This is a genomic window from Streptomyces sp. NPDC002209, from assembly GCF_042890265.1.
Taxonomy (GTDB): Bacteria; Actinomycetota; Actinomycetes; order Streptomycetales; family Streptomycetaceae; genus Streptomyces.
This window is the reverse complement of sequence record NZ_JBIARX010000007.1, coordinates 155,413-171,870: the sequence shown is the minus strand read 5'-3', so window position 1 is coordinate 171,870 and position 16,458 is coordinate 155,413. Positions and strand designations below refer to the sequence as shown.

General features: G+C 71.5%; 15 protein-coding genes. 7 read left to right on the top strand and 8 right to left on the bottom strand.

What is annotated here, in order from left to right; genetic code table 11:
• Nucleotide 1: 1 nt before the first annotated feature.
• The 3 genes from alaS to ACFYXK_RS16705 are packed head-to-tail and all read right to left on the bottom strand — an operon-like array spanning nt 2 to nt 3,452.
• The gene (alaS, locus tag ACFYXK_RS16715) at nt 2-2,671 is read right to left on the bottom strand and encodes an alanine--tRNA ligase (protein WP_389411777.1); all 2,670 of its coding nucleotides are present in this window, start codon (nt 2,669-2,671) and stop codon (nt 2-4) included.
• Nucleotides 2,671-3,012 carry a DUF6167 family protein gene (locus ACFYXK_RS16710; protein ID WP_389411776.1) on the bottom strand — a complete coding sequence of 114 codons (342 nt, stop codon included), beginning with the start codon at nt 3,010-3,012 and terminating at the stop codon, nt 2,671-2,673. The genes alaS and ACFYXK_RS16710 overlap by 1 nt, the downstream gene beginning before the upstream one ends.
• Before the next feature lie 8 nt (nt 3,013-3,020).
• Entirely contained in the window at nt 3,021-3,452 is a 432-nt protein-coding gene (locus ACFYXK_RS16705) for a DUF948 domain-containing protein (protein WP_389411775.1), read from the bottom strand.
• Nucleotides 3,453-3,599: 147 nt separating this feature from the next.
• Here ACFYXK_RS16705 and ACFYXK_RS16700 point away from each other — a divergent pair, with 147 nt between their 5' ends.
• A complete protein-coding gene (locus ACFYXK_RS16700; protein ID WP_389411774.1) occupies nt 3,600-5,837 on the top strand; it encodes an ATP-binding protein in 2,238 nt (745 codons plus the stop codon).
• Nucleotides 5,838-5,864: 27 nt separating this feature from the next.
• On the opposite strand, the gene rpsD is transcribed toward ACFYXK_RS16700, so the two are convergent.
• Nucleotides 5,865-6,476: a 30S ribosomal protein S4 gene (gene rpsD / locus ACFYXK_RS16695; protein ID WP_030294564.1), complete on the bottom strand. Its 612-nt coding sequence runs from the start codon at nt 6,474-6,476 to the stop codon at nt 5,865-5,867.
• Nucleotides 6,477-6,771: 295 nt separating this feature from the next.
• On the opposite strand from rpsD, the gene ACFYXK_RS16690 reads away from it, so the two are divergent.
• Complete coding sequence (locus ACFYXK_RS16690; RefSeq protein WP_389411773.1) at nt 6,772-7,422, top strand: DUF2470 domain-containing protein; 651 nt, start codon at nt 6,772-6,774, stop codon at nt 7,420-7,422.
• A 113-nt stretch (nt 7,423-7,535) separates the two neighbouring features.
• Here ACFYXK_RS16690 and ACFYXK_RS16685 read toward each other — a convergent pair whose 3' ends face one another.
• Both ACFYXK_RS16685 and ACFYXK_RS16680 read right to left on the bottom strand, forming a co-directional pair.
• Nucleotides 7,536-8,900 (bottom strand): replication-associated recombination protein A, encoded by a 1,365-nt coding sequence (locus ACFYXK_RS16685; protein WP_389411772.1) that lies wholly within the window; start codon nt 8,898-8,900, stop codon nt 7,536-7,538.
• 66 nt (nt 8,901-8,966) lie between these two features.
• Nucleotides 8,967-9,581, bottom strand: coding sequence for a vitamin K epoxide reductase family protein (locus ACFYXK_RS16680; RefSeq protein WP_383512071.1), 615 nt, complete (start codon nt 9,579-9,581; stop codon nt 8,967-8,969).
• A gap of 136 nt (nt 9,582-9,717) precedes the next feature.
• Here ACFYXK_RS16680 and ACFYXK_RS16675 point away from each other — a divergent pair, with 136 nt between their 5' ends.
• The 4 genes from ACFYXK_RS16675 to ACFYXK_RS16660 are packed head-to-tail and all read left to right on the top strand — an operon-like array spanning nt 9,718 to nt 13,304.
• Complete coding sequence (locus ACFYXK_RS16675; RefSeq protein ID WP_389411771.1) at nt 9,718-10,599, top strand: ABC transporter ATP-binding protein; 882 nt, start codon at nt 9,718-9,720, stop codon at nt 10,597-10,599.
• Nucleotides 10,596-11,453, top strand: a complete 858-nt coding sequence (locus ACFYXK_RS16670) for an ABC transporter permease (protein WP_389411770.1) — start codon at nt 10,596-10,598, stop codon at nt 11,451-11,453. The genes ACFYXK_RS16675 and ACFYXK_RS16670 overlap by 4 nt, the downstream gene beginning before the upstream one ends.
• Nucleotides 11,411-12,661, top strand: coding sequence for a sensor histidine kinase (locus tag ACFYXK_RS16665; protein WP_389411769.1), 1,251 nt, complete (start codon nt 11,411-11,413; stop codon nt 12,659-12,661). The genes ACFYXK_RS16670 and ACFYXK_RS16665 overlap by 43 nt, the downstream gene beginning before the upstream one ends.
• Nucleotides 12,662-12,674: 13 nt before the next feature.
• On the top strand, nt 12,675-13,304 hold the full coding sequence (locus ACFYXK_RS16660) for a response regulator (protein ID WP_389411768.1): 630 nt from the start codon (nt 12,675-12,677) through the stop codon (nt 13,302-13,304).
• A 63-nt stretch (nt 13,305-13,367) separates the two neighbouring features.
• Here the strand turns inward: ACFYXK_RS16660 and hisS are convergent, their stop codons facing one another.
• Both hisS and ACFYXK_RS16650 read right to left on the bottom strand, forming a co-directional pair.
• Nucleotides 13,368-14,627: a histidine--tRNA ligase gene (gene hisS, locus ACFYXK_RS16655; protein ID WP_383512076.1), complete on the bottom strand. Its 1,260-nt coding sequence runs from the start codon at nt 14,625-14,627 to the stop codon at nt 13,368-13,370.
• A gap of 10 nt (nt 14,628-14,637) precedes the next feature.
• The gene (locus tag ACFYXK_RS16650) at nt 14,638-15,348 is read right to left on the bottom strand and encodes an MBL fold metallo-hydrolase (protein WP_383512077.1); all 711 of its coding nucleotides are present in this window, start codon (nt 15,346-15,348) and stop codon (nt 14,638-14,640) included.
• Nucleotides 15,349-15,512: 164 nt separating this feature from the next.
• Here ACFYXK_RS16650 and ACFYXK_RS16645 point away from each other — a divergent pair, with 164 nt between their 5' ends.
• Nucleotides 15,513-16,295 (top strand): peptidylprolyl isomerase, encoded by a 783-nt coding sequence (locus tag ACFYXK_RS16645; protein WP_389411767.1) that lies wholly within the window; start codon nt 15,513-15,515, stop codon nt 16,293-16,295.
• Nucleotides 16,296-16,458: the final 163 nt, after the last annotated feature.

Sequence of the window (16,458 nt, the reverse complement as noted above, 5' to 3'; positions counted from 1 at the left end):
GTCAGACCGTCTCGACGACGAGGCGCTCGACCGCGGCGATGGCGTCGGGGATGGCGGCCGGGTTCTGGCCGCCGCCCTGGGCGACGTCGGGCTTGCCGCCACCGCCGCCGCCGAGGGTCTTGGCGGCGGTGCGGACCAGGTCGCCGGCCTTGAGACCGCGCTCGCGGGCGGCCTCGTTGGTGGCGATGACGGTCAGCGGGCGGTCGTTCGCCGTGGTGAACAGGGCCACGACGGCCGGGCGGTCGCCCTGGATGCGGCCGCGGACGTCGAGGACCAGCTTGCGCAGGTCGTCGGCGCCGGTGCCGTCCGGGACGGTGCCCACGACGAGGGCGACGCCGCGGATGTCCTGGGCGTTCTCGGCGAGACCGGCGGCGGCCTGGAGGACCTTCTCCGCGCGGAACTTCTCGATCTCCTTCTCGGCGTCCTTCAGCTTGCCGAGCATGGAGGCGATCTTCTCCGGCAGCTCCTCCGGACGGCCCTTGACCAGCTCCTGGAGCTGGGCGACGACCGTGTGCTCCTTGGCGAGGAAGTTGTACGCGTCCACGCCGACGAGGGCCTCGACACGGCGCACGCCGGAGCCGATCGAGGACTCGCCCAGCAGCTTCACCAGGCCCAGCTGAGCGGTGTTGCCGACGTGGGTACCGCCGCACAGCTCCTTGGAGAAGTCGCCGATGGTCACGACGCGCACGCGCTCGCCGTACTTCTCGCCGAACTCGGCGATGGCGCCCTGCTTCTTCGCCTCGTCGATGCTCATGATCTCGGCGGTGACGTCGAGCTCGCGGGAGAGCACGTCGTTGATCTTCTGCTCGACGTCGGTGAGGACCGTGCCGGGGACGGCGTTCGGCGAGCCGAAGTCGAAGCGGAAGCGGCCGGGGCTGTTCTCGGAACCGGCCTGGGCGGCCGTCGGGCCCAGCGCGTCGCGCAGCGCCTGGTGGGTCAGGTGCGTGGCCGAGTGGGCGCGGGCGATGGCCCGGCGGCGGTTCACGTCGATGGCGGCGTACGCGGAGGCGCCCACCGTCACCTCGCCGACCTGGACGGAGCCCTTGTGCACGGAGACGCCCGGGACGGGCTGCTGCACGTCGCGGACGACGATGACGGCGCCGGAGTCGAGCTTGATGCGGCCCTGGTCGGCGAGCTGGCCGCCGCCCTCGGCGTAGAAGGGGGTGCGGTCCAGGACGACCTCGACGTCGTCGCCCTCGGAGGCGGCGGGCGCCGAGACGCCGTTGACCAGCAGGCCGACGATCGTGGACTCGCCCTGGTTGGTGGCGTAGCCGGTGAACTCGGTGCCGCCGGCGTTGTCGGCGATCTCCCGGTAGGCGGACATGTCCGCGTGGCCGGTCTTCTTGGCCTTGGCGTCGGCCTTGGCGCGGTCGCGCTGCTCCTGCATCAGGCGGCGGAAACCGGGCTCGTCCACGGTCAGGCCCTGCTCGGCGGCCATCTCCAGGGTGAGGTCGATCGGGAAGCCCCAGGTGTCGTGGAGCAGGAACGCCTTGTCGCCGGAGAGGACGGTGCCGCCGGAGGCCTTGGTCTCGGTCACGGCGGTGTCGAGGATGTTGGTGCCGCCCTTGACGGCCTTGAGGAAGGCGGCCTCTTCGGCGAGCGCGACGGTCTCGATGCGCCTGCGGTCGGTGACCAGCTCCGGGTACTGCTGCCCCATCGTGTTGATCACGACGTCGACCAGGTCCTGGACGACCGGACCCGTGGCGCCCATGAGGCGCATGTTGCGGATGGCGCGGCGCATGATGCGGCGCAGCACGTAGCCGCGGCCCTCGTTGCCGGGGGTGACGCCGTCACCGATGAGCATCACGGAGGTGCGGATGTGGTCGGCGACCACACGCATCGAGACGTCGGTGTTCCGGGCGGCGCCGTAGCGCACGCCGGTCAGCTCGGTGGCCTTGTCCATGACCACGCGCAGGGTGTCGGTCTCGTACATGTTCTGCACGCCCTGCAGGATCATCGCGAGGCGCTCGAGGCCGAGACCGGTGTCGATGTTCTTCGACGGCAGGTCACCGAGGATCGGGAAGTCTTCCTTCCCGTCGCCGGCGCCGCGCTCGTACTGCATGAAGACCAGGTTCCAGATCTCCACGTAGCGCTCGTCGTTGACGGCCGGGCCGCCCTCGACGCCGAACTCGGGGCCGCGGTCGTAGTTGATCTCCGAACACGGGCCACAGGGACCCGGAACGCCCATGGACCAGAAGTTGTCCTTCTTGCCCAGGCGCTGGATGCGCTCGGCGGGGACGCCGATCACGTCGCGCCAGATCGTCTCCGCCTCGTCGTCGTCGAGGTAGACGGTGATCCAGAGCTTCTCCGGCTCCAGGCCGTAGCCGCCGTCCGCCACGGAGCTGGTCAGCAGCTCCCAGGCGTACTTGATGGCGCCTTCCTTGAAGTAGTCGCCGAAGGAGAAGTTGCCGCACATCTGGAAGAACGTGCCGTGGCGGGTGGTCTTGCCGACCTCTTCGATGTCCGGCGTACGGACGCACTTCTGCACGCTGGTGGCCCGGGGGGCCGGGGGCTTGGTCTCGCCGAGGAAGTACGGCTTGAACGGGACCATGCCCGCGTTGACCAGCAGCAGAGTCGGGTCGTCCGCGATGAGCGACGCCGAAGGGACAACGGCGTGACCGCGCTCCTCGAAGAAGCTCAGCCAGCGGCGGCGGATTTCAGCCGACTCCATCAGTGGTCCTCATTCCGGTTGTACGAAAGTTTCGAGTGGGTGGTCTTGTCGTTCTGGATGGCCTGCAGCCGCCGCGGCCCCGGAAGGGCGGTGACGTTGTCGGGCCGGTCGGGATCCTGGTGGAGCCCCAGTGCGTCGTTCAGCTCGTCCTCGCGCTGCGACATTCCCGCCTTCACGTCGAGGGCGAAGTCCTTGAGGCGGTGGCCCGCCTCCAGGGCCTTGTCGGCGGCCTGGGCGGCGAGGCTCTCCGGTGTCAGCTTCTTGAGCTGGCGGTTGACCTTGGTGGTGGCCCAGACGCCGGCGGCTGCGCCGGCGGTGAACCAGAAGGCTCGGCGGAACATCGGAGGTTTCAGCCCTTCTGCTTCCGGCGCCGGGGCGTCGGCACCGTACGGCCGACGATCACGGTGCGTCGGGGCGCCTTCTGCGGCGCGTCTTGCGTGGATTTGCCCAGTGCCTTGCGGACCCCGTAGCCGAAGGCAGCCACCTTGACCAGCGGGCCGCCGAAGGTGGAGGCGACGGTGGAGGACAGCGCGGACGCGTTCGAGGTGACTTCCTGGACGTCGCTCGCAATGGCGTCGACCCGGTCGAGCTGGGTGCGCGCGGAGCGGACGGTGGTGGAGGCGTCCGCCAGCAGCGGGACGGCCTGGTCGGTCACGTCGGCCACCAGCCTGGTCGTCGCCTTGAGCACCTGGGCCAGCCTCACCAGCACCACGGCGAGGAAGGAGACCAGAATGGCCCAGAAGACGGCCACGAGGATCCCGGCCACCTCTCCACCGGACACGTTGCACCGCTCTCTGCCTGTTGATCGCTACGTAGAAAAGTCGTTCTCCGACCCTATCGCGCCGGAGATCCACCGCCGTACCGGAATTCACGGTCCGGCGGATCCGTCTTGTACGCAGCGCATCCGGACCAGTACCCTCCGTGTCCCATGCGACAGAGGCCCGAGCGACAGAGGACCTGCGGCAATCTTCCCTCGGAGCTGAGCCGCTTCGTCGGGCGGGGTGCGGAACTCACCGAGGTGGGGAGGCTGCTGGAGGCCTCGCGGCTGGTCACCGTGACCGGCGTGGGCGGGGTCGGCAAGTCCCGGCTGGCCCTGGCGGCGGCCCGGGAGGCCGCCGAGGCGGCGCAGGAACGCCATCGCGACGGGGTATGGCTGGCCGAGCTGTCCTGTGTACGGGACACGGCGCTGCTCGAACTCACGCTGGCGGAGTCGCTCGGGCTCACCGACCACACCACGCGGCCGCCCCGGACGGTCCTGGCCGAGCACCTGGCCGAGCGGCGGCTGCTGCTGGTCCTGGACGGGTTCGAGCAGCTGGTCGACGAAACGGCCGAGCTGGTGCGGGAGCTGCTGCGCCGCTCCCCCGGCCTGCAGGTGCTCGCCGCCGGGCGGCGGCCGCTGGACCTCGAGGGGGAGCAGGTCTTCCCGCTGGCCCCGCCGGCCCCCGAGGAGGCGCTGGAGCTGCTGGCCGAGCGGGCGGCGGCCGCCGATCCGGGCTTCGCGGTGACCGCGGCCAACCGGGCCGCGCTGGTGGAGCTGTGCACCCGGCTCGACGGGATCCCGCTGGCGCTGGAGCTTGCGGCGGGGCGGCTGCGGGCGCTGTCGCCGGAGGGGGTGCTGACCCGGCTGGAGGACCGGTTCGCACTGCTGACGGGCGGGGCGCGCGGGGCCCTGCCGCGGCACCGGGCGCTGCGTACGGCGATCGGCTGGAGCCACGAGCTGTGCACCGCGCAGGAGCGGCTGCTGTGGGCGCGGCTGTCGGTGTTCGCCGGGCACTTCGACCTCGATGCCGTCGAGTACGTGTGCGCGGGGGCGGACCTGCCGGTGGAGTCCGTGCTGGACGTGCTCGGGGAGCTCCTCGCCCAGTCGCTGCTGGCCCGGGAGGAGACGGCGGCCGGGGGTCCCCCCGACGGAGTCAGGGGGAGGGTTCGCTACCGGATGCTGGAGACCGTACGGGCGTACGGGGCGGGGTGGCTGGAGTCGCTGGGCGATGCCGCCCGGCTGCGCCGGCGCCACCGGGACTGGTACGTGGGGCTGGTCACCTGGTGCGAGCTGGACTGGTTCAGCCCGCGCCAGCAGGAGGTGGCCGCGCTGGTGGAGGCGGAGCTGGCGAATCTGCGGCTGGCTCTGGAGTGCTGTCTGGGGGATCCGGACGAGGCCCATCTGGGGCAGTACCTGGCGGGGACGCTGTGGTTCTACTGGGCCGGCTGCGGCCGGCTCACCGAGGGCCGGTACTGGCTGGACCGGACGCTGGAGCCCGGCCCGGCGGAGTCGGAGCACGCCGGGTCGCGGCTGAAGGCGCTGTGGGTGCTGGGCTACGTGGCGGCCCTGCAGGGCGACGCGGTGGCCTCGATGAGCGCCCTGTACGAGTGCCGGGACGGGGCGGCGCGCACCGGGAACCCGGTGGCGGCGGCGTACGCGGTGCACCGGCTGGGCTGCCTGGCGCTGGTCTCCGACGACATGACGCGGGCCGGGGAGCTGCTGGGCACGGCCCTGGAGCGGTACCGGGACGCCGGGGAGCTGAACAGCAACGTGCTGATGTGCCAGGTGGAGCTGGCGATGACGCTGGCCTTCCAGGGGGATCTGGCGGGCGCGCTGTCGCTCTGCCGGGAGGTCCGGGACATCTGCGAGGAGCGCGGGGAGCGCTGGACGAAGGCGTACGCCCTGTACGTCCTGGCGTACGCGGCCCTGGACGCGGGGGGCACGGCCGAGGCCCGGCGGCTGCTGACCGAGTGCGTGTCGATCAACCACACCTTCCGCGACCTGATCGGGCTGGTGCTGGCGGTGGAGCTGCTGGCCCTGGTCACGGCGGTCGAGGGCCGTCCGGCCGAGGCGGCGGTGCTCCAGGGCGCGGCGGAGCCGATGTGGGACGGGGTGGGCCTGCAGCTGTTCGGCTCGGGCTACTTCAACGCGCCGCGGCTGATGTGCCGGGAGCGGGCGGGCGAGCTGCTGGGGGCGGAGCGCTACGAGGCGTGTGCGCAGCACGGCCGGAGCCTGTCGCCGCAGGAGGCGGTCGAGCGGGCGCTGCGTCCGCCGGCGCCGCCGGAGTCGGCCCCGGCGGCGCCGGAATCGCTGCCGCGGCCGCGGGCCGGGGAGGCGGCGGGGACGGCGGGCGGTCCGAAAAACAGGAAGCCCGTCGGCTCCCCCAAGGGGGAACCGACGGGCTGACCAGCCTGTGAGGCTACGGCCGCTGGATCAGCGGGCGTAGTACTCGACGACGAGCTGCTCGTCGCAGATGACCGGGATTTCCTTGCGGTTCGGGTCGCGGTCCAGGCGGAAGGCCAGGGCCTTCAGGTTGACCTGCAGGTAGCGCGGGGTCTCGCCCTCGCCTGCGTAGCCACCCTCACGGGCAACCTGGAACGGAACCTTCTCGCGGCTGCGCTCGCGCACGGTGATGACGTCGTCCGGGCGGACACGGAACGACGGCTTGTCGACCTTGCCACCGTTGACCTCGATGTGGCCGTGAACGACCATCTGGCGGGCCTGGTAGATGGTCCGGGCGATGCCCGAACGCAGGACCAGGGCGTCGAGGCGACGCTCGAGCTCGACGACCAGCGCCTCGCCCGTCTTGCCTTCGGCCTTCTTGGCGCGGTCGTACGCGCGGGCCATCTGACGCTCAGAGATGTCGTACTGAGCGCGCAGACGCTGCTTCTCGAGCAGGCGAACCTTGTAGTCCGAGTTCTGCTTGCGGCCACGGCCGTGCTCGCCCGGCGGGTAGGGACGAGCCTCGAAGTACTTGACGGCCTTCGGGGTCAGCGCAATGCCGAGGGCACGCGACTTCTTGACCTTGGGTCGCTTCTGGTTCACGGGGAACCTACCTCCATGTAAGTTAGGTGAGGCTTACCTTATCGAGGAGGACGTAATGTCTCGACCACATGGGATCCCCCTGCCCAGTGCGCACCGAAGTTCGGATTCCAACGACACGGAATCCGCTTTCGACGACGATAGGCAAGGTCAGCCGCGTCCCAGGGAAGGCGTTCGGCAGCTCACCGGAGCCGAACGCGTACGAACCCTCGTAGAGTCCAACGCCTCAGTATCCCTCACGCTGCCGGGTGCTGTTGACCAGCTGCGGTCTCTTGACCAGGCGGAGTTCGGGACAGGGATGCCGGCCGCTCGGACCGTCACCCCGGACGGGGACGTGATTCTCCTGGTGTCAGGGGAATCCGCGGCTGCCAGGGCAGCCGCTTACGCCCAGGACGACGACCTCACCGCCGTGATCGAGATCACGGACGTGGCGCCGGTGTCCGTGCCCCATCGTATCCGAGGCCGTGCGCGGCTGGCCGGCTGGCTGACGCAGGTGCGCGGGGACGACCGCGCGGCCTGTGCGGCGCTGCTGGCGGAGCGCCGGCCGGTGGGCGAACTCCTCGGGCTGCACGGCCGTCCGTCCTTCGTGATGCTGCGCCTGGAGGTCGGCGAGATCTCGGTGGAGGACCTGTGGGGTGCGGAGCACGTGGATCCGGAGGACCTGGCCACGGTGGAACCGGACCCGATGGTGAACCACGAGGCCGAGCTCCTCCAGCACCTGGCCGCCGCGCACCGCGAGCGGATCGCGGACCTGTGCGCGCTGCTGGGCCCGCGGGAGAGCGCCGGCATGACCGCGGTCCCCCTGGCCCTGGACCGGCTGGGCCTGCGGGTCCGCTTCACGGGCGACGGCTCCCCCTTCGACGCCCGCTTCGACTTCCCTGCGCCGGTACGCGACGTCTGCGAGCTGCGCCGGGCGATGCACCACCTGTTCGCGGCGGCCGGCCGCTAGGGGTGTCTTGTGGATCAGGCAGCCCGGGCCGGGGCCCCAGGCCGGGAGCGTACGGTCCGGCCGGCGCACCCGCACGCCGTGGCTTCGGCGGGCTCCGCCCCGGACCCCGGTCCTCAGGCGCCGGACGGGCCGGAACCCCGCAGGCGTTCGCGGACCTTTTCCACCACGTCCGCGTAGCGCGCCTCCGCGCCGTACCGCGTCGGCTCGTAGTACCGCTTCCCGTGCACCGCATCGGGGGCGTACTGCTGCGCGGCGATCGCGCCCGGCACGTCGTGCGGGTACACGTAGCCCACCGCGTGGCCCAGCTTCGCCGCGCCCTTGTAGTGCCCGTCCCGCAGATGCGTCGGTACCGGGCCCGCCAGCCCCGCCCGGACGTCCGCCAGGGCCGCGCCGATCGCCGTCGTCGCGGTGTTCGACTTCGGGGCCAGGGCCAGGGCGATCGTCGCGTGCGACAGCGTCAGGGCCGCCTCCGGGAAGCCGATCATCGCCACCGCCTGCGCCGCGGCCACCGCGAGCGGCAGGGCCGTCGGGTCCGCGAGCCCGATGTCCTCGCTCGCCGAGATCATCAGGCGGCGCGCGATGAAGCGGGGGTCCTCCCCCGCCTCGATCATCCGCGCCAGATAGTGCAGCGCCGCGTCCACGTCCGAGCCGCGGATCGACTTGATCAGCGCGCTCGCCACGTCGTAGTGCTGGTCCCCGTCCCGGTCGTACTTCACCGCCGCCCGGTCGACCGCCTCCTCCACCGTCCGGAGGCTGATCTCGGACTCCCCCTTGGCGATCGCCGAACCGGCACCCGCCTCCAGCGCCGTCAGCGCCCGCCGGGCATCGCCGCCGGCGATCCGCAGCAGGTGCGCCTCCGCGTCGGCCGGCAAGGTCACCGCCCCGCCCAGGCCCCGCTCCTCCGTCAGCGCCCGCCGCATCAGCGCGCTCAGGTCCTCGTCCGTCAGCGGCTCCAGCGTGAGCAGGAGCGAGCGCGACAGCAGCGGGGAGATGATCGAGAAGTACGGGTTCTCCGTGGTCGCGGCGATCAGCGTCACCCAGCGGTTCTCCACGGCCGGGAGCAGCGAGTCCTGCTGGGCCTTGCTGAAGCGGTGGATCTCGTCGAGGAAGAGGACCGTGTCCTTGCCGTACCCGCCGGCCGCCCGCTTGGCGCCCTCGATGACGGCGCGTACCTCCTTCACGCCCGCGGTGATCGCCGACAGCTCGACGAACCGCTTCTGCGTCGCCTGGCTCACCACGTACGCGAGGGTCGTCTTGCCGATGCCCGGCGGGCCCCACAGGATCACCGACGAGGCGCCGGCCGGCCCTCCCGCCCCGTCCCCGACCAGCCGCCGCAGCGGTGATCCGGGCTTCAGCAGGTGCTGCTGGCCCACGACCTCGTCCAGGGTGCGCGGACGCATCCGGACGGCGAGCGGGGAGCTCGCCGGATCCTTCTCCCGGCGGTCTTCGGCAGCGGCGGTGAACAGGTCTGGTTCCACACGGGAAGCCTATGCGAGCCCGCCGACAGCGGGCCCCGCGCCGGGGAGGCCGGCGGCCTCGGGCCCTCAGGAGGTCCAGAAGTCCCACCAGCGCGTCAGGATCAGCATGCCGATGATCCCGACGTGCAGGACCGGCAGCACCCACGTGAACTCGTCGAGGAAGGAACGCAGCCAGCCCGGCGCGGGCAGCAGGCCCTCCCGCACGTTGTGCGCGGTGACGTACCAGAACATGAAGATCGTGGCGACCCACGCCAGCGAGCACCACAGGCACAGCGAGTTGATGTTGTACAGCGACTGGTACATCAGCCAGGCGCAGAACACGACGCCGAACAGCATGCCCGCGTTGAGGGTCAGCCAGTACCAGGGGCGGAAGCGGGCCCCGGCCAGCACGCTCATGCCGACGCAGATCACGATCCCGTACGCGACCAGCCCCAGCATCGGGTTCGGGAAGCCGAACGCGGAGGCCTGGTCGCTCTTCATGATGTTGCCGCAGGAGACGATCGGGTTCAGGCTGCAGCCCGGCGTGAAGTTCGGGTCCTCGAGCAGCTTGAACTTGTCGATCGTGATCACCCAGGCCGCGAGCAGTCCCGCGGCGCCCGTGATCACCAGCAGCAGGGCGAGTGCCCGGCTGGCGCCGACCGTCCGCGGGGCGGTGTCTGCGTCCGTACCTCGTGTCGTCATACCGCCCGCTCCACATCTGCAAGGTCAACAAGCACCGGCCATTGTGCCGTACTGAGGCGGTGTCCACCGTTCGGTGGACATAAGGACGTACGCACGGGGGGACCGGTGGAGCGGGTTCCGCCACACCATTTGGGACATGACACGGAATGCGGTGGAAGTACGGGGGCTTCGCAAGCAGTACGGCGAAGTCACCGCAGTGGACGGACTCGATCTGACGATCCGGCAGGGCGAGGTCTTCGGCCTCCTCGGGCCCAACGGAGCAGGCAAGAGCACGACGGTGGAGATCCTGCAGGGCCACCGGGAACGGGACGGCGGCGAGGTCGCCGTACTGGGCGCGGACCCGGCCACCGCCGGGCGGGCCTGGCGCTCGCGCGTCGGGATCGTCTGGCAGGACGAGTCGGCGCCCGCGGAACTGACGGTACGGGAGACCGTCGAGCACTTCGCCCGCTACTACCCGGCCCCGCGCGACCCGGCCGAGGTCATCGCCCTGGTCGGCCTGGAGCAGAAGCGGGACCAGCGGGTGAAGGGCCTCTCGGGCGGCCAGCGGCGCCGGCTCGACGTGGCGCTCGGCGTCATCGGCGATCCCGAGCTGCTGCTCCTCGACGAGCCGACCACGGGCTTCGACCCGGCCGCTCGGCGCCAGTTCTGGGACCTGATCCGGCTGCTCGCCGCCGAGGGCACCACCATCGTGCTCACCACGCACTACCTGGAGGAGGCCGAGGCCCTCGCCGACCGCCTCGCGGTCATCGCGAGCGGCAAGGTCGTCGCCGAGGGCGAACCGGCCGCGCTGCGCTCCCGCTTCGGCACCGGCGCCACCGTCGAGTGGACCGAGGCCGACGGCAGCCCGCGCAGCATCGCCACCGAGACCCCCACCCGTACGGTCGCCGAGCTCATGGCCCGCTTCGAGGGCGAGATCCCGGGGCTGAAGATCGGCCGGCCCACCCTGGAGGACGTGTACCTGCGCCTCACGGGCCAGCTCGTACCCACGACCGCGCAGCAGCCGGAGGACGCACGATGACCACGACCGCCACGACCGCGACGAGCGGCGGCCGGGCCGCCGCGGGCGCGAAGGCGCTGCCCGGTGCCTGGACCCTGGGCCTGAGCCGCGGGGCCCTGGAGATCAGGCAGTTCGTCCGCCAGCGCGACGCGATGATCTTCACCTTCGCCTTCCCCATCGTCTTCCTCGCCCTGTTCGCCTCGATCTTCCGCGACAGCGTGGAGAACAGCGGGGTCACCGCCTCCCAGCTGTACGCGGCCGGCATGGTCGCCGCGGGCATCATGTCCACCAGCTTCCAGTCGCTCGGGATCTCGATCGCGGTCGAACGGGACGAGAAGGTGCTGCGCCGGCTGCGCGGGACGCCGATGCCGCCGGCCGCGTACTTCCTCGGCAAGGTCTGGATGGTGCTGGCCACCGGACTCGCCGAGACCGTGATCCTGCTGCTCGTCGGCTCCACCCTGTTCGGCCTCGACCTGCCGGCGTCCGCGGCCAAGTGGCTCACGTTCGGCTGGATCTTCGTCCTCGGCCTGACCGGGTGCGCCCTGCTCGGCATCGCCATCAGCAGCCTGCCCAAGTCCGGCAAGAGCGCCAGCTCGGTGGTCGTCCTGCCGTTCCTGATCCTGCAGTTCATCTCCGGCGTGTTCATCCCGGTCAACGCGATCCCGGACTGGCTGCTGAACGTCGGCGCGCTCTTCCCGCTCAAGTGGATGTGCCAGGGGCTGCGCGGGGTGTTCCTGCCGGAGTCCGCGGCCGTCCTGGAGCAGGCGGGCGGCTGGGAGTACGGAAAGGTCGCCCTGGTCCTGGGGGCCTGGGTCGTCGGAGGATTGGTCCTGTGTCTGCTGACCTTCAAGTGGAAGAACCGCCGCGACGGCTGAACGGGTTCACCGGGACGGCCGGAGCGCGCGAATCCCACGTCTGGGACCGCGGGTTCGGACCCTGGGACCTGTACTTCGGCGTCGTGTGGGTCGCGACCGCGGCCTTCGTCCTGGGCGCGGACTTCCCTGCGCTCTCCTACCGGATCGCCGCCGTCGCCCTGCTCGCGCTGCTGGTCCCCTGGTACGCGTGGGCCGGCCGGCCGCTGCTCCTGATGGATCCCGGCGCCGAACCGGGGCTGTCCCTGCGCTACCTGGCGGTGATGCTGGCCCTGTTCCTGCCCGCCGCCTTCCTGGTCGGCGAGACCCGGCTGATCACCTTCGCGCTCGCCCCGCACTGCTTCATGCTGCTGCCGCTGCGCCGGGCGATCGGCGCGATGGCGGTGGTGGCCCTGCTGCCGGTGGCCGGGTGGTCGCTGCTGTGGCGGCCGGCCGGCCACATCGTCTTCGTCAACGCGGTCGGCTCGTTCGTCACCTTCGCCTTCTCCGCCTTCTTCGGCGTCTGGATCATCCGGATCATCGAGCAGAGCCAGGAGCGGGCCTCACTGATCTCCGAACTCGACGCCAGCCGGGAGGAGGTGGCCCGGCTGTCCGCCGCGCAGGGCGCCCATGCCGAAAGGGAACGCATGTCCCGCGAGATCCACGACACCCTCGCCCAGGGCTTCACGAGTCTGCTGATGCTGGTCCAGGCCGTGCAGTCGGAGATGGACACGGATCCGGAGCAGGCCCACCGGCACCTGGAGCTGATGGCCGCCACCGCCCGGCAGAACCTGGCCGAGGCGCGGGCCCTCGTCTCGGGCGGCGCCCCCGCCGACCTGGACGCCGGCTCGCTGCCGGACGCGGTACGCCGCCTCGCGGCCCGGCAGGTGCCGCCGGCGGCGGTGTCGGTGACCGGGGAGGTCCGGCCCCTGGCCGCGGCGCTGGAGGTGGTGGCCCTGCGGTCCTGCCAGGAAGCCCTGTCGAACGCCGCGAAGCACGCCGGGCCCGGGGCGCGCTGTGCGGTGGCCCTGGCCTACGGTGGCGGCGAACTGACCGTCACGGTCCGGGACACCGGGCAGGGCTTCGACCCGGCGGCCCCCGCGTCCGGCTACGGCCTGCGGGGACTGCGCGCCCGCGCGGCGGAGGTCGGCGGCGCGGCGGCCGTCGACAGCGCCGCGGGGGCCGGCGCCGCCACCGGCACCACCGTCACCGTGACACTCCCGATCCGCTGAGGAGCCGTACGACATGATCCGCATCCTGTTGGCCGACGACCACCCGGTGGTACGGGAGGGCCTGCGCGGCATGCTCAGCGCGGAGCCCGACCTGGAGGTCGTCGCCGAGGCCTCGAACGGCCCGCAGGCCGAGGCGCTGGCCGCGGAGCTGGTCCCCGGCGGCCTGGACCTGATCCTGATGGACCTGCGGATGCCGGGCGGCGACGGCGTCGAGTCCATCGCCCGGATCACCGCGGCCGGGCTGCCGGTGCGGGTGGTGGTCCTGACGACGTACGAGAACGACCGGGACATCCTGCGGGCGGTGGAGGCCGGGGCCGCGGGCTACCTGCTGAAGGACATGGCCCGGGCGGAACTGGCCGAAGCCATCCGCGCGGCGGTGCGCGGCGAGACGGTCCTGGCCCCGTCGGTGGCGGGCCGTCTCGTCGACCGGCTGCGCACCCGCCCCGAGCGTCCGCGCCTGTCGGACCGGGAGGTCGCGGTCCTGCGCCTCGTCTCCGAGGGGGCGACGAACGCGGAGATCGGCCGCCGCCTCTTCGTGGCGGAGTCGACGGTCAAGACGCACCTGCTGCGCATCTTCGGAAAGCTGGAGGTCACCGACCGCACGGCAGCGGTGACCACGGCCATGCGGCACGACCTGCTCTGACGAAACACGGCGGGGCCGCAGCGGCGCTCGACGCCACTGCGGCCCCGCCGGGCACCACGGCCGTCAGGCCAGCTTGGCCCGCAGGACCTCGACCACGTCCGCCACGGCGACCGGCCCCTGCTCCCCGGACTCCATGTCCTTGAGCTGGACCACGCCCTCGGCGAGGTCGCGGTCGCCCGCGACGATCGCGAAGCGGGCGCCGGAACGGTTGGCGTCCTTCATGGCGCCCTTGAGGCCCTTGCCGCCGAACGAGATGTCCGCCGCGACACCCGCCTGCCGCAGTGCGGTCACCAGACCGAACAGCACCGGCTTGGCCTCGCCCAGCGCCACCGCGAACACCGACGTCGTCGGCGGGATGTCCAGCTCGACGCCCTCCGCCTCCAGCGCCAGCACCGTACGGTCCACGCCCAGCGCCCAGCCCACCGAGGGCAGCGCCGGTCCGCCGATCATCTCGGACAGGCCGTCGTAGCGGCCGCCGCCGCCGACCGCGGACTGCGAGCCCAGACCGTCGTGGACGAACTCGAACGTCGTCCGCGTGTAGTAGTCCAGGCCGCGCACCAGCTTCTCGTCGTCCTCGAAGGCGACTCCGGCCGCCGTGATCAGCGCCCGCACCTCCTCGTGGTACGCCTTGCAGGCGTCGCACAGGTAGTCCCGCAGCATCGGGGCGCCGACCAGCTGCTTCTGAACGGACTCCCGCTTGTCGTCGAGGACGCGCAGCGGGTTGATCTCGGCCCGGCGGACGGTGTCCTCGTCCAGGTCAAGCCCGCGCAGGAAGCCCTGGAGCGCCTCCCGGTACACCGGGCGGCACTCCTTGTCGCCGAGCGAGTTGAGCAGGATCCGGAAGTTGCGCAGGCCCAGCGAGCGGTACGCCTGGTCGGCCAGGATGATCAGCTCGGCGTCCAGCGCCGGGTCCTCGGCCCCGATCGCCTCGGCGCCGACCTGCGAGAAGTGCCTGTAGCGGCCCTTCTGCGGGCGCTCGTAGCGGTAGTACGAACCCGAGTACCAGAGCTTCACCGGCAGGCCGCCGGCCTTGTGCAGGTTCGCCTCCAGCGCCGCGCGCAGCACGGACGCGGTGCCCTCGGGACGGAGCGCGAGGTTGGCCCCGCCCTTCGTCGTAAGGGTGTACATCTCCTTGGTCACGATGTCGGTGGACTCGCCGACACCGCGGGCGAACAGGTCCACGTCCTCGAAGCCGGGCGTCTCGACGTACCCGTATCCGGACAGCCGCAGGGGACCGGAGATCGCGTCCCGGACGGCCAGGTACTTCGCCGAGTACGGCGGGATGAGGTCGTACGTGCCCTTGGGGGCCTTGAAGGTGCTCACGAAACTTTCGTCACATTCCTCGTCGTGGAGACGTGAAGCCGTCTCCGAGGCCGGCGGCCACCTGCCGCAGGTACGGGTTGGTGGCGCGCTCACGGCCAATGGTCGTGTGCTCGTTGTGACCGGGCAGCACCACGGTCGCGTCGTCGAGCGGCAGGCACACTCGGGCCAGCGACTCGAGCATGTCGGCGTGGCTGCCGCCCGGGAAGTCGGTACGGCCGATGGAGCCGGCGAAGAGCAGGTCGCCCGAGAACAGCAGCGGAGGGATGTCCCCCGCCTCGGGCATCCCGAAGGTCACCGACCCCCTGGTATGCCCGGGCGCGTGCGACACGGTGAGCTCCATGCCCGCCAGCGCCAGCTTCGTGCCGTCGGTGAGCTCCTTGACGTCGGAAGGCTCCCCGACCGTGAGCTCGCCCATCAGCTGCGCCCCCAGGGAGCGGCCCAGCGCCTTCTCCGGGTCGCTCATCATGAAGCGGTCCTCGGGGTGGATCCAGGCGGGAACGTCGTGGGCTCCGCACACCGGGACCACCGAGGCCACGTGGTCGATGTGGCCGTGGGTGAGGACGACGGCGACGGGCTTGAGTCGATGCTTCTTCAGCGTCTCCTCGACCCCCTGGGTGGCCTGGTGGCCCGGGTCGATGATGACGCACTCCTCACCGGCGGCGGGGGCGACCACGTAACAGTTGGTCCCCCAGGCCCCGGCGGGGAACCCGGCAATCAGCACGTTCGTCCTCAATCGTCGTCCGGCGGGAGCTTCGGCAGCGGCCGTGTGTCGGAATGCTGCTGCTCAGAGCCTACCGGCGCCGCTCGTTCCACAGCGAACCCATATACGGTACGGCCTAACCGAGCCCGGACAGCGGTGCCAGACACGTACAAGGAGACGACCCGGTGGTCACGAGCGATCAGCGGCGGCGACAGCTCGCCAGGGAGAAGTACGAGCGCCAGCAGAAGCGCCGGGCCGAGGCCCGGCGGAAGTCGCGCCAGCGTGCGGCCGTGATCGGTGCGGCGGTGGCCGTGGTGGTCGCGACGCTGGTCGGCCTCGTGGTGGGCGGCGTCTTCGACAAGGACAAGAAGGACCAGGCGGCGGATCCGGCGGCGAACCCGTCGGCCTCGCCCTCGCCGAAGCAGTCACCCTCGCCGGCGATGGCCATCGACAAGAACGCGAAGTACACCTTCGCGCTGAAGACCAGCGCGGGCGAGATCAAGTTCGAGATGGACGCGGCGAAGACGCCGGAGACCGTCAACTCGTTCAAGTCGCTCGCGGACAAGGGCTTCTTCGACAACACCAAGTGCCACCGCCTGACCACGTCCGGGATCTTCGTACTCCAGTGCGGCGACCCGGAGGGCACGGGCATGGGCGGCCCCGGCTACACCATCGCGGACGAGAACCTCGACTCGCTGGGCAAGCCGAACGAGCAGGGCCAGGTGATCTACCCGGCGGGCACGGTGGCGATGGCCAATACCGGCCAGCCGCACAGCGGCGGCAGCCAGTTCTTCCTGGTCTACAAGGACAGCCCGCTGGCACCGTCGTACACGCCGTTCGGCAAGATCGACGCGGCGGGTCTGAAGGCGCTCGAAGCGGTGGCCAAGGCCGGTACCGCCGACGGCGGGCAGGACGGGGCCCCGAAGACCCCGGTGACCATCGAGAAGGGCGCCGTCACCCAGAACTGACGGGGTCCGGCGGCCTCGGGACCGGCCGCTGTCCGCCCCCTACGGCGATATTCCGTCGTGCGGGATGCGGACAGCCGGCCCGGCGGTCGCCTATGTTGGCGTTGTGCAGGGCGGGCGCTGCCCGCCCCAGGAAACTGTGGACGATGCCCAGGGGGCGAACCCC

Coding starts and splice junctions, on each gene's coding strand:
- ACFYXK_RS16680 (WP_383512071.1), bottom strand. CDS start 9,581: ATGACGACACGAGGTACGGACGCAGACACCGCCCCGCGGACGGTCGGC.
- ACFYXK_RS16675 (WP_389411771.1), top strand. CDS start 9,718: ATGACACGGAATGCGGTGGAAGTACGGGGGCTTCGCAAGCAGTACGGC.
- ACFYXK_RS16710 (WP_389411776.1), bottom strand. CDS start 3,012: ATGTTCCGCCGAGCCTTCTGGTTCACCGCCGGCGCAGCCGCCGGCGTC.
- ACFYXK_RS16670 (WP_389411770.1), top strand. CDS start 10,596: ATGACCACGACCGCCACGACCGCGACGAGCGGCGGCCGGGCCGCCGCG.
- ACFYXK_RS16690 (WP_389411773.1), top strand. CDS start 6,772: ATGCCGGCCGCTCGGACCGTCACCCCGGACGGGGACGTGATTCTCCTG.
- alaS (WP_389411777.1), bottom strand. CDS start 2,671: ATGGAGTCGGCTGAAATCCGCCGCCGCTGGCTGAGCTTCTTCGAGGAG.
- ACFYXK_RS16660 (WP_389411768.1), top strand. CDS start 12,675: ATGATCCGCATCCTGTTGGCCGACGACCACCCGGTGGTACGGGAGGGC.
- ACFYXK_RS16700 (WP_389411774.1), top strand. CDS start 3,600: ATGCGACAGAGGCCCGAGCGACAGAGGACCTGCGGCAATCTTCCCTCG.